The 13,989-nt window shown below is 59.6% G+C and carries 13 protein-coding genes; 6 read left to right on the top strand and 7 right to left on the bottom strand.

The window, feature by feature from the left end; translation table 11 throughout:
- The coding region (locus tag NKI85_RS38000) for a hypothetical protein (RefSeq protein WP_502900743.1) at positions 1-324 on the top strand (324 nt) is incomplete at its 5' end.
- Here the strand turns inward: NKI85_RS38000 and NKI85_RS30925 are convergent.
- From NKI85_RS30925 to NKI85_RS30935, 3 genes are all read right to left on the bottom strand, one after another.
- Positions 310-834, bottom strand: a complete 525-nt coding sequence (locus tag NKI85_RS30925) for a helix-turn-helix transcriptional regulator (protein ID WP_352779877.1) — start codon at positions 832-834, stop codon at positions 310-312. The two genes, NKI85_RS38000 and NKI85_RS30925, sit on opposite strands and share 15 nt — an antisense overlap.
- Positions 835-1,948: 1,114 nt before the next feature.
- Entirely contained in the window at positions 1,949-2,386 is a 438-nt protein-coding gene (locus NKI85_RS30930; protein ID WP_352779878.1) for a TA system VapC family ribonuclease toxin, read from the bottom strand.
- A complete protein-coding gene (locus tag NKI85_RS30935) occupies positions 2,383-2,610 on the bottom strand; it encodes a CopG family transcriptional regulator (RefSeq protein ID WP_352779879.1) in 228 nt (75 codons plus the stop codon). Before NKI85_RS30935 ends, NKI85_RS30930 begins: the two co-directional genes overlap by 4 nt.
- A gap of 587 nt (positions 2,611-3,197) precedes the next feature.
- Between NKI85_RS30935 and NKI85_RS30940 the strand changes: the two genes are divergently transcribed.
- Positions 3,198-3,476: a hypothetical protein gene (locus NKI85_RS30940; RefSeq protein WP_352779880.1), complete on the top strand. Its 279-nt coding sequence runs from the start codon at positions 3,198-3,200 to the stop codon at positions 3,474-3,476.
- A 194-nt stretch (positions 3,477-3,670) separates the two neighbouring features.
- Here the strand turns inward: NKI85_RS30940 and NKI85_RS30945 are convergent, their stop codons facing one another.
- Positions 3,671-4,396, bottom strand: a complete 726-nt coding sequence (locus tag NKI85_RS30945; protein ID WP_352779882.1) for an OmpA family protein — start codon at positions 4,394-4,396, stop codon at positions 3,671-3,673.
- Positions 4,397-4,463: 67 nt separating this feature from the next.
- On the opposite strand from NKI85_RS30945, the gene NKI85_RS30950 reads away from it, so the two are divergent.
- On the top strand, positions 4,464-4,988 hold the full coding sequence (locus NKI85_RS30950) for a DUF6931 family protein (RefSeq protein WP_352779884.1): 525 nt from the start codon (positions 4,464-4,466) through the stop codon (positions 4,986-4,988).
- 70 nt (positions 4,989-5,058) lie between these two features.
- On the opposite strand, the gene NKI85_RS30955 is transcribed toward NKI85_RS30950, so the two are convergent.
- The 3 genes from NKI85_RS30955 to NKI85_RS30965 all read right to left on the bottom strand — a co-directional run bounded on the left by NKI85_RS30955 (position 5,059) and on the right by NKI85_RS30965 (position 8,985).
- Entirely contained in the window at positions 5,059-6,312 is a 1,254-nt protein-coding gene (locus NKI85_RS30955; protein WP_352779885.1) for a caspase family protein, read from the bottom strand.
- A gap of 11 nt (positions 6,313-6,323) precedes the next feature.
- Positions 6,324-7,433: an OmpA family protein gene (locus tag NKI85_RS30960; protein ID WP_352779886.1), complete on the bottom strand. Its 1,110-nt coding sequence runs from the start codon at positions 7,431-7,433 to the stop codon at positions 6,324-6,326.
- 469 nt (positions 7,434-7,902) lie between these two features.
- Positions 7,903-8,985 (bottom strand): sensor histidine kinase, encoded by a 1,083-nt coding sequence (locus NKI85_RS30965; protein ID WP_352779887.1) that lies wholly within the window; start codon positions 8,983-8,985, stop codon positions 7,903-7,905.
- A gap of 333 nt (positions 8,986-9,318) precedes the next feature.
- Between NKI85_RS30965 and eglC the strand changes: the two genes are divergently transcribed.
- The 3 genes from eglC (at position 9,319) to NKI85_RS30980 (ending at position 13,869) form a co-directional block, all read left to right on the top strand.
- Positions 9,319-10,710: an endo-1,3-1,4-beta-glycanase EglC gene (gene eglC, locus NKI85_RS30970; RefSeq protein ID WP_352779889.1), complete on the top strand. Its 1,392-nt coding sequence runs from the start codon at positions 9,319-9,321 to the stop codon at positions 10,708-10,710.
- Between the two features lie 103 nt (positions 10,711-10,813).
- Positions 10,814-12,559, top strand: coding sequence for a type I secretion system permease/ATPase (locus NKI85_RS30975; protein ID WP_352779891.1), 1,746 nt, complete (start codon positions 10,814-10,816; stop codon positions 12,557-12,559).
- The gene (locus NKI85_RS30980; protein ID WP_352530769.1) at positions 12,559-13,869 is read left to right on the top strand and encodes an HlyD family type I secretion periplasmic adaptor subunit; all 1,311 of its coding nucleotides are present in this window, start codon (positions 12,559-12,561) and stop codon (positions 13,867-13,869) included. Before NKI85_RS30975 ends, NKI85_RS30980 begins: the two co-directional genes overlap by 1 nt.
- Positions 13,870-13,989: the final 120 nt, after the last annotated feature.

Consider the following 13,989-nt stretch of genomic DNA (forward strand, 5'->3'; position numbering starts at 1 on the left):
CCGTGGTTTGAAAAGCAATTGTCGATGATCTCCTCGGGCTCAAAGCTGGCCGAAGACATCCGCTATGGTCTTGCCCATTGGGAAGGGCTCACCCGCTTCCTCGTTGGCGTTGTTAGCAATCAGGTGCTGATTCCTCTCAAACTCCTCCCAGGAAATATATGCCTCGTGGTGGTCGCGGATCAAAACCTCCCAATCCTTCCAGTTCCGGCGAATGCTGTCGCGCACAACGCGCTTGCGGCCGTCTTCCATCAAAACGCGCGTTCCGCGTCGGCCAAAAGCGTAGGCGCCGGCATAGATCGGATTCGTCAGTTATGGCAAGACTGAAATGTGCCCAAGAAGAGCCACCAGTTCCGCCTGACGTTTCGTTTCGGTCTTGGCGAACAGCGAGGCAAGCTGGGAGCGGATCGTGGTGCGGCTGAGGCGCCAATTGCGGGCGATCTCCAGCGGCGCATCGCCCTGAGCCAAGCGCAACGCCAGGTGCGTTTCCGCGCTCGTCAAGCCAAACATCTTTTGCAGTGTCTGAGGATTTGGCCCCGACCTGTTCTCGCGGTCCAGTAACGCCACAATGCTCGTTCCGTCAGGAGCGATAAACCCGTTCTCGTTCAATATCACAGGCCTGTCGCCGCTGCTGCGGATCACCACCCACGATAGTGAGCCCGGCAGGAAATGGGCCGGAACATTCGCGATCAGCCGCCTCAAGGCCACCGAAAGCCCGCTGGCCGTACCGGCCACTTCTCCCTGGCGCTCCAGCGTGGTTTGAGCGGCTGCGTTCCATTCGACCACTTTCCTCTCGCGGTTCAGCACGAGATAGCCGCAGCCGATGCGATCAAGCATGCCGGTTACGGATTCCAGGCTGCGTGCTCTTGGCTCCCCGACCCCTGCGCCCGATGCACGATCTGGAGGAAAAGCATAAGAGGGCCGCGTCGTATGCGCCTCATGGTTATACTTGGTCGTTATCGCAATGTATCGGTTACCCGAAACAGCATCACTGTGTCTATCCATCAGAGTCATTTTCTACCCCTACCCAAAGTTTCACCAGCCTGAAGCAAGTTATTCGGGATTTACAGAAAAGTTTTTAAGTGATAATATCGTCCGGATTGTATTGTAATAACCTTACTCGAAACCTGATGATTGCACTGTTAATAGTCCCAAAATTTGCGCGCAATCGCGAGATTTATACCGTCCATAGATCATCAACTGGTTGTAATCTTCCCGTTTGTGTTCCGGGATATGAAAGCCACGCCGAAATTCCGCCGCCTCCGTCGGGGTTCGAGTGCAACCGAGTTACTGGCGCTGACTCTTAAACTCCCCAGTGAGCATCCGATCTTGGTCGCAATATCTTTCAACGGTTCGTTATTAAGGTATCCATCAAGAATTATCTTGCGACGGGCTTTGTTTTTGAGCTTTGCGTTCATTTCGGGAGCTCCTCAATTACGCGTTCACAACACGATTATATACGAACCAAATTGAAGATTGTCGTTAGCTTCACATCCAGAAACGTATCTCGGAATGCATTTCTTAAGATTTCTTCATGCCGCCAAGCTGCCGATAGTATTTCCTGCTCACCTGTTTCCGACACCACACAGCCCTCCCACGAAAGGGCAAGATTAATAACGAGCGAGATGGCGAGAAAGAAAAAGTGGCATAGGGGTGGTCGCCGGTCTGGAGCGACGACAGTAAGGACCGGTCGCCAAGTCGACTGTTATCGCTTATACAGGAATTCCCCCGCGCGCGCGCAAGCGCGCAAGGGGGTACTGCAATCGCCAGTGAGGCCGATACGCGCACCAGCTCGGCCCAACAGCGATGCTAATTCTGTATAAGAAAGTTTTAGGGTGGGGGCATCTCATTCCGGAAGAAGCTGTCCTTCACGCCGGCTAAGGCCATCAAGGACGCGCTCAACGGCTGATCCTTTGCCGGTATATACCCCTGACAGAAAGAGCCCCGCGGTCTACCTTGTGGGGATCAAGTGTAGTGTAGTCTTCCCGGCCTTCACGGCCGCCCCCGACAGCTTGCGGTCAAAGCTCGCAAGTTGGCCGCCATGCGCCTTGGCGAGCGCAAGAAGATAGGTATCGGTGACCTGTGCCGAGGTCAGGATTTTCGCCGCATCGATGTCGACGGAGCCAACCAGGCTCACATCGTCGGACCAGAAGCTGTGCCCATGCAGGGCTCGCAACTTGGTGACGATTTGCGCAACGACGGCAGGCGAGCCGGGAGAATTAGGATATTTTTGGTTTCCGACGATGCGCATGACGCCGTTTTCGGTAGTGGGACAGGTGGCCCATGCGGCGTGACCGGTCACTTCGAACCAGCCATGGGCGTCGTCATGGGCGACATGGCCGGGATCGATCAGCGCGATCAACACATTGATGTCGAGCAGGAAGGTCACAGCAACTCGTCACGCAAGGCATTGACCGTCTCAAGCGTGACAGGAGGTGCACCCGGCCGAGGCGACAGCAGAGGTATCCCGTTGCGCTCGCCGCCGGCTTGCGGGCGGCGCAGCGAGCGCCGGGCGAGATCGGTGATGATCTCGCCCACGCTGCGGTCCTGCTGCCGGGCCATGGCCTTGGCCGCGACCAGGACGTCGTCATCGATCGCCAGTGTCGTTCTCATATCGCCCTCCTTGGTGCGCATCAATCATCACGCATCATATAGAGTAGCGACGACGGATACTCAAGCGGTAGCGCACGAAAGGTGGCGCACGAAATAGAGGCTCGATGCCGCCCCCGACAAGCGGGCCTTCCGACCGGGCGCCCATCCGTTGGCGTTCGACCGGCGACATAACATAGCCCGGCACCAGCGCGTTTCTTTCGCCCTTCGTGCTGCCGGAGATCCCATGTGCACGTAGCGTGCGCAACGCCCGGCCTGGCGCCGGTGGAAGCAAAATCGGACGGTGTGGGCACAGGTGGCCTGCTGATTGCCTATGCGACGGATCCGGGCGCCATAGCTTTCGAGGGCAACGGCTTTGACACTCCTTACTCAACGGCGCTCGCAAGGCACCTGACCGAGCCCGCGTTGAAATCCAGTGCGCGCTGACACGCGTGCGCGGCGAAGTGACCGAAACCACGCAAGGTCGGCAGAGGCCATGGCATAATGCGTCGCTGGGCGGTGAGGTCTTCCTTAGAAAACCCGCTGAGGCAGCGGCGCCTGCCGCAAAGCCAGCGGCCGACGCGTCGAACCCCGCAGCGGCGCCCTCTCCTGTGGCCGCTGCCAGCGATCCTCCATCCTGGGAAGTCGAGCAACGCCTTTGGGATGAGGCTTCGAAGCGCGTTTCGGACGAGGTGAAGCAAACAGCGGGCACCGAATTGACAGAAAGTGCGATCGGTCTTGACCGCCAGAGCCGCATCGACCTGCACCTGCGCATCGAGGCGTTGGGCAACGAACTTGGCCGCATTGACGGAAACATAGGTCCGCAGACCCGCCGGGCGATCGGCATCTCTGGCAAGCCAAGAATGGTCTTGCGCCGACCACCTATCTGACGCGCGAGCAATTGGCATTCCTCGAGGTTCAGACAGATCCGATGATGGAAGCCGTGCGTGCCGGATATGCTGCCGATCAACCCCGTGCAACGCAGCCGAACGTTCCAAGCCCATTCGCCTGGCCTGCCGCTGCGCTTACCACTCAGTTCCTGACGCACTGCTGCACAGTTTCAGGCGGCATGCACCAGCGTACGCTACTCGGCCTTTATACGCATTTCCACGCGGCGGTTGACGGCGTCGTATGGATTGGGGCTACGCGGATGCGCTTCGCCCAACCCGATCGCGTTGATGCGGTCAGCCTCGATGCCACTGGATGTGAGGAAGGACGTCACCGATTGCGCTCGTCGCTGCGACAGCCGCTCATTGTAGTGCTCCGGACCGGAAGCGTCGGTGTAACCTTCGACGACGAAATGGAAAGTACTGATCCGGCTGTCCTTCAGGGCCTTGGCAAACTCCTCGAGTTCAGCGCGTGCGGTCGCGTCGAGTTCGGCCGAATCCAGCCCGAAATTGATCAGCATGTCGAGACTGGATTTGTCGGCCGGCCCGTCTTTTGCCTTGGTCTTGCTCTTGCACTGCTCCTCAGTGCCGACACAAATCCCACGCGACTTGCCGAGGTCGGCCGCGCCAGCAAAAAACTTGACGATGTCTTCTGATTTCTGGACAGGGTCGGCGGAAACATGGGTCGAGAAAGCCACGACCGCCAACACCAAGGGTGAACTGGCCCACCGCATAGCGGTTACTCCTGTTGAGCATCGGATGTTACCAAGGTGAATATACCAAATTCCCACGCATTTGTCTGTCAATAAACGCTGAGCCCGTGGCTGTGTCGGCCGATCTCCCGTCCCCACGAGTTGAGACTTGACCGCCGCCACGCCGGGGGCTTGAGTACCGACTGGTTCTCGATGAAGGCGTGGCGTCATGGCCAATGGGCTCCGATTCAAAACGGCACGGGATCTTTTCATGGCTTGTCCCGCTGTCGCCAGAGACATGAGAGCCCTTCCAACCGAGCAGCGTTCGATCGAGTTTTGCCGCGATCTCCTCGCCGGGCCCATTCCCGAAGAGGCAATCACGTTTTGTGCCTACCTGCTTCCTGATCGGGCTGCGGTCTGGTGGGCGCATGAATGCCTGGGGCATCTGAGCGAGCTGCTCGATAAGACAGATCAAGAGCTGCTCGCGCTTGTTCGCGACTGGGTCAGCGAACCGGACAGTCCCCGCCATCGCGCCGCAGTGAGCAAGGCTGCGGGAACCCCGCCGACAACGCCGGGCGCCTGGATTGCCTTGGCTGCGGAATGGCGTGACAATGGTTTTGGCGTTGCCGGATCTGTCGTCGGCGCAACCGCGCCAACGGCCTTGCAGCCACATCCTGCCGCCCATGCAGTCAATGCCGGTGTTCTAGCAGGGCTGGCGCGCGTCGCACTGGCCGACCGCTTTGCCGTTCTCTCCGCCTTTGTCGAAATGGGCCTCCAGTTGGCCGAGATCGAGGCGCAGCGCCAATCGGCGGATGCGTACTAGACCCGAACCATTCCAATAGACGCAGCTCCATCGTCTTGACCAGGGGTTTTCGAACCCAAGGGCCCAGATCTCACTTGCAGCCGCCTTGCGCCCATTTGGCCAGCGCCACCTTGAAGCGCGTCCCAAGCGGATGTTGCAGGCGTAGAACGGAGACATCGTTGGCGGCGAAATTTTTCGCCTGTTCGCATAGCCGATCCTCATTCCACTCATGGCAGCCGTTGCAGTGCTTGCCCTCCCACACCGCCTTGTCGAGCCCTTCCACGGGAGTGAAGAGTGGTTTGCCTGTGATCAGCTCAGCGATACTCTTGCCGTCGATTGCTGGATCTCCGAAATCGACAGGTTGGTCGAAAAAGATCGGCTCGTCCGAAGCCAGTCTCGGGATTTTCTGACGCAGCACATTGAGCGCAAGCTGGGCATCGTCAGCGCCAGACGGATTTGCGGCGGCGTTGCGCCCGTCCGAGCCGCCTTGCGGTTGTTGCGGAGCGGTCGCCTCACCGACGATCAGTGGCGCGTTCAGATCCACTTTGTGCAACACGACCTCGGTGGTTAGCGAGACATTGATCCACGGGCGCTGTTTGCCGGCCGTTGCTTTGAACACGTCGGCGGTAACCCTGTTCATCGCGTCGGTGATGGAGACGTTCGAGGCCCCGATATGGGCAAGCAGCGCCGACGTGAACGGTGAGTGTTCGCTCGATCCGTCATAGGCGACCTGATTGGGACTGGTGGAAAAGGCGACCAGCGTGCCAGCGCCGCCATTCTCGATCGGGATTTCGGCAAGGCCACTTCTCGCTCCCTTGACGCCTGCGGTCTTTGCCAACACCTCGGCCAAGGGATTGTCGCGACAGGCGTCGAGGAAAATCAGTCTTATGCTGGTCTCGCGCGACATTTGCCGCAAGATGAAATCCACCGGCACGGCTTCGAAGTCGAGCGAGGTCTCGTCTTCCAGTGCGGCATCGACCGGAAGCAGGTAGTTGCTGCCTGAAACCTGCAAGCCGTGGCCCGCGTAAAAGAAAAGGGCAATGTCGGCGCCGCGCACCTGCTTTGCGAAGTGCGCAATCGTCGTCTGGGTCTGCAATTTGGTCAGATCGAACCCGGAGACGACTTCAAAATCCAGGCTCTTGAGGCGTTCGGCAACAGCCTGCGCGTCGTGTACCGGGTTGGTCAGCGCCGGCGCATGCTGATACTGGGAGTTGCCAAGGACCAGAGCAACACGGCGTTCGGCATTGGCCGCCGTCAAGGTCAAGAACAGCGAGAGCATCACCAGCCCGATCGCGCGCGGGACACCACCAAACCAAGCAATCAGATCGGAGCCCCGCCGGAACAAAAGGCCCTTCCTCAGTTGAGGAGCTTGGTGGCGGAAAACTCAATCCGCCGATTGAGCGCCTTGTTCTTCGGCGTGTCGTTGGCGGCAACTGGCCGCTCCTCGCCGTAACCGGTCGCCGTGATCTGCGTGCGAGCAATCCCGGCGGCAACAATGGCATCAGCAACTGCCTTGGCCCTGCGCTCCGACAGGAGCTTGTTGGCGGCTGGCGACCCATCGGAATCGGTGTGGCCGGAAACCTCCACCTTCAGGCCTGGGCACTTGCCGACTACGCCAACGACCTCAGCCAGCAGCGGACGGCTTTGGCTGTCGAGCCGTGCGCTCGCCGTCCGAAAATAGATGGCTCCGGTGCGAGAGAGCACCGCGAACCGGTTGAGGCACTCCTCGTCGCTGAAGTTCGCCTTCGCGGCATCGGTGGCAACGGGCCCGACGTCGGCGGCGCTTGCCGCGACGGTCTGGACGGCCGCGGGCTTGGTGCCATCGGCGTTGAACACGAAATCGAACGAGACCGAAGCGGCTGGAACAATGTTGGTCACATTGGCGGCCTGTTGCAGCTTGTCGACATTCGGCAGCAGTCCGAAATCCTCGACATGCACGGCGACGGGCGCTTCCGAAGCGACGGAGACCATGCTGTCGCTGATCATGGTCACCACGACATTGGCCTCAAGATCCTTGTCGACCCCATGCAGGTTGAGGCGGAATGGTAGCACTGCCTTGACCCTTCGCTTCGTCGCAAGCTCGGCAAACGCCGCAGGATCCACCTTTGCGGTCAGTTCTGCGGTCGGATACTTGAATGTCTCAAAGAAAAGGAACCGCATGCGGACGTTGCGAAGGTCGACACCGGTATCGACGGAGTTGAGGTCAAGCTTGATATTGGCCTCACCCGTCGAAGAAAGAGTGCCGGCGATGTTCCTGATCTTGTTGGTTTCAACGATCGTGTTCTTCTTGACCGACTGATAGGTGAGCACCGAGGCGGCCGGATCGAGTGTCCAGTTCGTCTGTGCATTCGCGCTTTCCAGTCCGGGTAAAAACAACACCGACAGCGCGACGATGAAGCCGAGGATATTTGTGGCGAACCAGCTTCCTGGCCCCGCTTTCCTGCAGGATGCAACGACTTCGAACATGGCCCCCTCCCCTGCCTAAAGCGACAGACTGAGCATCGATACCTTGCACTATCCGATGCCACCAGAGACCATAGAACACTTGCCCCCGCTTGGCGAGTATCTGTCCACTTGAGCGCAAGGGTGTAAATTCGGCTCAGGCCCGAGCTGCGGAAGCCCAGCAAAATGGTGATGCACGAACACTGCCTCCGCAGCAGCCTTGTTGGCGGATATTGTAGCTTGTTGGAGAATATTCACTACGGCAGAGCGCCACCTGCCAGCTGTTTTTAAGGCCGGTCACGCTAAAACTAGCCCAACCGAGCGAAACGCCCGCATACTTCATCCTGCTTGCCCCGCGGACGTACCTGCCGGCTCTTCGATGGAAGATTTCGACCGTATGAAGGAGGCCGTTTCAAGGGCGTCCGGGCCAGGCACCTGCCCAAGGCCGCGGCATGAAGCCAGCTGCCAGCCTGGTATGTTCGATGGCAATTTTTCAGCTTGCTGCCGCCGATCGTTTGAAGATGATGGTCACCTTCGTCCCTTTGCTGGCGCTAGAGTCGACTGCGAACTGCGCCTTGGCGTTCTCGGTCAGCGAGCGCGCGATCAGCGCTCCGAGCTTGCCTGGCTTGGGCCACGTCTCGCCTTCCGGCAGGCCGATTCCGTCGTCCGCCACTATAACCCGGCAGCCGTCGCCATTGACGATGCTGTGCAGCGTAATCGTGCCGCCGTCGCGTCCCCGGAACGCATGCTTCAGTGAATTGGTCAGCAGTTCGTTCACGACCAGTCCCGCCGGCATGGCGACGTTTATTGACACGGGATATGTATCCACCTTCATATCCAGGCGGATCCCCTCGACTGCGTGCGAACTCATCACCGCGGACGCGATCTGGCTGAGATAGACGCCAAGATCGACCTCCTCCTTCGGCTCGTCGGCCGTTAGCGTCTGGTAGAGGATCGCCAGAGCGTCGACGCGACCGGCGAGCCGCTCAAACCGTCTCCGGTCGGCCTCGGTCGCGTTGCGGCTTTCCAGCCGGATCAGCGCGGTGATCATCTGCAGGTTGTTCTTCACCCGGTGCTGCAGTTCGCGCAGCAGCGTGTCTTTCTCGCTGACACGCTCCTCCGCCGAGCGCTCATCTCCCGCCTCGCCATGGGCGGATACGTCGACCAGCGCCACCAGCCGGAAGCACACCTTGCCGTTGTCGTCCTCGATCACGTTGGAATAAACGTCGACGATCGCCGGCTTGTCCTCGTTGCGCTCCAGCCTGAAGGTGCCGACCAAATCGGTTCCCTCGGCCACGGCCTCGGCAAGCGGCCTGTCCTTTTGCTGATGGAGGCCTATGCCCAAAAGGGCCGCCCAGTTTTCTCGCGTGAGCCTGGCGGCCGTCAGGCCTGAGAGTTTCTCGAATTCCGGATTGGCGTAGACCACACGCTCCTCAGCGGCAAGGTCCGAAACGGCTATGGCGATCGGCACCTGGTCAAGGAATTTTTTGAACTGTTCGCTTTCCAGTGCGGTTGCAAGGTCAGGTGTATCAAGCAACTGCTCGACCGCTTCGGCCTTCTCTGAATCAGATGTCATTTGCGCGCCTGTTCTGTGCGTACGATATCAACAATGCAGCGCGCCCGCCATCGCCAAGGCTGCATTTCACGCACCGCGTCATGCACCTGACAACAAGCCTTGCGTCGGGCGCAACGGCCATACGTCTAACATTGCGACCGGCCGAAGGAGAGCGGCAAGCGCCGCTGCCACTTCTAGAGCCCTTGAAGGGGTGAGGCGGCCCCGGGCAAGTGGCTCCGCTGCATATTAACCTTTTGGTAACTCTCTAAACTCGAAAGCTAAATGGTACGGGCTCCTTTTGCTCTCAATAGGTGTTAGGCCCGATTTCGAGGCGAGAAAAAGGAGAGGACCCAAATGGCCAACGTACTGAACGCCAAGGGTGTTCCACTCGCCTACAGCGGGTCCTCGGTAAAGTGGTATTCGGCGACGAACTCCGGCCCCACACTTTATGGCAGCATCTACAACGACTCAATGTACGCTGACGGTAGCGTCACCGTCACGATGTACGGCGGCAAGGGCGATGACATCTATTATCTGTATTCCTCCAAAAACAAGGCGGTCGAGCTACCCAACGAGGGTGTCGACACCATCTCGACCTGGATGAGCTACAAGCTGCCAGCGAATTTCGAGAACCTGACGGTCACCGGCGACAAACACTATGCTTTCGGAAACGAGCTAAACAACATCGTTGCCGGCGGCTCCGGCCAACAGACGCTCGACGGGTTACAGGGCGATGACGTTCTCAAGGGCGGACCCGGGGCGGACATTTTCGTCGTGACCCCCGGCAACGGCAGTGACCTGATCCTCGACTTTGGCGCCGACGATACCGTGCGTGTCGGGAGTTACGGCTTCACCTCCTTCGAGGATGTGCACGCCAACATGGTCCAGTCGGGAGCGAACGTCCAACTTAACCTGTCCGATGACGAGTTTCTCGTTTTCGCCAATAAGACCATCGACCAGTTCACCCCAGGCCAGTTCGATCTGGCCCTGGACAGGTCGCATCTGGAACTCACCTTCTCGGACGAGTTCAACACGCTCGACCTGTGGAATGGCTCGAGCGGCACCTGGGACTCGAACTTCTGGTGGGGTGCCGCGAACGGCAGCTCGCTCACGAGCAACAAGGAGCTTCAATGGTATATCGACACCAACTACGCCCCGACGCGTTCGGTCAACCCGTTCAGCGTTGAGGACGGTGTTCTCACGATTACCGCCGCCCGGGCTCCCGCGGCAGTCCAGCCCTACATAAACGATTACAAATACACGTCAGGTTTGCTGACGACCTATGAATCCTTCGCACAAACCTACGGCTATTTCGAAATTCGGGCTGACATGCCCGAAAAGCAAGGTGTATGGCCGGCCTTCTGGCTTCTGCCGGCTGACGGCTCCTGGCCACCGGAACTGGACGTCGTGGAAATGCTCGGTCAGGATCCAAACAAGCTCATTCTGACAAGCCACTCCAACGAGACGGGAACGCATACGACAGTGTCCTCGACGGCCTATGCCGCGGATACCGAAGGGTTCCACACCTACGGAGTGCTGTGGACAGAAGACGAACTCGTCTGGTATTTCGACGACGTCGAAGTTGCTCGTGCCGCAACGCCTTCCGATATGCACGATCCCATGTATATGCTGGTCGACCTGGCGGTCGGTGGGCTCGCGGGAGCGCCTGCCGACGGGCTTGCGACACCTGCAGAAATGCAGATCGACTACGTCCACGCGTACGCGCTGAACGATTGGCATATCTAGGCGCAACACCTGACGGTGGCGGCGGTATGGAGACGTTGTCATCGAGCCCGATTTCGGGCACGATTCTTGCGCCTGGGACCGAACTGGAACCGATGTGAAGGCGATGTCGCATTCCCATTCGTCCGAGCGGCCGCGACCAACCCTCGCTGCGGTTTTGGCTTCTTTCCGCCGCGCGTTCGCTGGAATTGCCCTGATGAGCGGCGTCGTCAATGTTCTGGCGCTGACCGGCTCGTTCTTCATGCTGCAGGTCTATGATCGGGTCATCACCGGCCGCAGTGTGCCGACGCTTGTCGGGCTTGCCGTATTTACCGGCATGCTGTTCATTTTCCAAGGCGTTCTTGAGCTTATCCGGTCGCGGTTGCTCGTGCGCATCGGGATGGCTTTGGACGCGCGATTGAGTGGGCAAGTCTATACCGCCCTTATGCGTTTGCCGTTGCTCACCAAGCTCCCAGGCGACGGCCTTCAGTCGTTGCGGGATCTTGACCAGGTGCGTTCGTTTCTGTCGAGCACTGGTCCGACTGCGCTTTTCGACCTGCCGTGGATGCCGCTGTATCTGGCAATTTGCTTCCTGTTCCATGTCTGGATCGGCATGACGGCGCTGGCAGGCGCCATCCTTCTCTCTAGCCTGACTCTGCTTGCCGAAGTTCGCACGAGGGAGCCTGCGAAGAGGGCAAACAGCCAGGCGGCAGCGCGCAATACGCTTGCGGAAGCGACGCGTCGCAACGCAGAGGTCCTGCAGGCGATGGGCTTTGGCGCGCGCATCGCCGAGCGCTGGTCAAGCGTCAACGCCGATTTTCTCAACACGAACGCAAGAGCCAGCGACCTGGCTGGGACGCTCGGGACGATCTCGAAGATCCTGCGCATGATGCTGCAGTCGGGTATACTGGCGATCGGCGCCTATCTGGTCATTCATCAAGAAGCGACAGCCGGTATTATGATCGCCAGTTCGATTATGATGAGCCGGGCGCTCGCACCGGTCGAACTGGCCATCGCCCACTGGAAGGGTTTCGTCAGTGCTCGCCAGGCATGGACCCGGCTGAGCCAGCTTTTGGCCATGCTTCCCGAAACTGCCATGAGTGTCTCGCTGTCGGCACCTGTATCTGCTCTTGCCGTAGAAAGCATTAGCGTCACGCCACCCGGCGAGCGTCGTGTGGTTGTGCTGGATGTCGGGTTCGCGCTGGAGAAGGGTGCCGGCCTTGGCATCGTCGGACCGAGCGCGTCCGGAAAATCGTCGCTTGTCCGAGCAATGGCCGGGATATGGCTTCCAACCCGTGGGACCGTCAGGCTGGACGGAGCAACGCTCGACCAGTGGTCGCCGCAAGAACTGGGCAACCATGTCGGCTATCTGCCGCAGGATGTGCAACTGTTCGATGGCACCATTGCCGAGAACATCGCACGCTTCGAACCTCAAGCCTCTTCGGACAAGATACTGGCGGCTGCGCGCGCGGCCGGCGTTCATGACCTTGTCGTCCATCTGCCGGAAGGCTACAAAACGCGGATCGGCGAGGCCGGGTCGGCGCTTTCGGCGGGCCAGAGACAGCGGGTTGCGCTCGCTCGGGCCCTCTATGGCGATCCGTTCCTCGTCATCCTGGACGAGCCTAATTCCAACCTCGATTCCGAAGGGGAGGCCGCGCTGGCGGCGGCAATTGAGGGCGTGCGGGCGCGAGGCGGCATTGCTGTGGTGGTGGCACATCGGCCGAGCGCGCTTGCAAGCCTGGATCAGGTACTCGTCATGGCCAACGGCCGTCTCCAGGCGTTTGGCCCCAAGAATGAGGTCTTGAGCAAGGTAACCCGTTCGGGCAGCGTTCCCCTGAAGGTCGTCTCCGGCCCTGAGGAGGCGACACACTGATAACGCAACACACGGCATCCGCGATCGATCGGACCATTCGACGCTATCTGTTCGGCGGTGTCGCGGTCTGCATGCTCCTGGTTGGTGGGGCCGGAAGCCTGGCCGCGGTCACGGAGCTTTCTGGAGCCGTCATTGCTTCGGGAAGGCTGGTCGTCGATTCCAGCGTTAAAAAGGTGCAGCATCCAACGGGTGGCGTGGTCGGTCAGATCCTCGTGCGAGAAGGCGACGCCGTGCAGGCGGGCCAGGTTTTGATCCGTCTCGATGAAACCGTGACCCGGGCCGATTTAGCCATCGTCACCAAGAGCCTGGACGAATTCGAGGCCCGTCTGGCCCGCCTCGAAGCCGAGCGCGATGGTACCGACGCCATCGCCTTTCCATCTTCGCTGACGTTGCGGCAGGACGATCCTGAGATCCGGCGTGCGATGGCCGGCGAGCTATCCTTGTTCGAATTTCGTCGCCAGGCACGCGCTGGCCAGAAGGCCCAGTTGAGAGAGCGCATTGCTCAGCTCAGCGAAGAAGTTTCCGGCCTGACCGAGCAAAGGGCTGCTAAAAGCCAGGAAATCAAGTTGATCGGGCTTGAACTCGACGGCATGCGCAAACTCTGGGAACGCAAGCTGGTTTCAATCGATCGCATAACGACGCTTGAGCGTGACGCAGTCCGGCTTGACGGCGAACATGGGAAGCTGACTGCGTCCATAGCGCAATCGAAGGGTCATACATCCGAAATCCGTTTGCAGATCATTCAGATCGACCAGGATTTGCGCAGCGAGGTGGCAACCGAGCTCCGTGACGTCCAGGCAAAGCTCTCGGAGTTGGTCGAGCAAAAGGTCTCGGCCGAGGATCAGCTCAAGCGGATCGATATACGCAGCCCGCAGACTGGCGTCGTCCATCAGCTCGGCGTGCACACGGTCGGTGGCGTCATATCTGCGGGAGAGCTCATCATGCAGATTGTCCCTGTGACAGACGACCTGACCGTCGAAGCACGTGTGGCTCCGCAGGACATCGATCAGCTGATCCCAAGGCAGAGCGCAACCTTGCGATTTTCGGCCTTCAACCAGCGGACAACGCCAGAGCTGAATGGTGTAGTCAGTGAGATCTCCCCCGATCTGAGCATCGATGAACGAAGCGGTGCGGCCTTCTATACCGTGCGTGTCAGCCTGCCCCGTGCAGAGCTTGCGAGGCTGAAGGGCCTGACCTTGTCGCCCGGTATGCCTGTCGAGGTGTTCTTCTCGACCGGCAGCCGCACAATGCTGTCTTACCTCGTAAAACCTCTGGCAGATCAAATCCGTCGGGCATTCAGGGAGGACTGAGTTCGCGTGCCCGGCTCGGCATAACCCATGCCGTGCTTAGAGCGTGAGGATTTTAAGTTGGGGCCTACTCGACCTCGGTGAAATAGTTGGCGCATTCCTTGATCTGAGAGCGTCGTGGAT

Source organism: Mesorhizobium sp. M0571 (assembly GCF_040320985.1).
Taxonomy (GTDB): Bacteria; Pseudomonadota; Alphaproteobacteria; order Rhizobiales; family Rhizobiaceae; genus Mesorhizobium.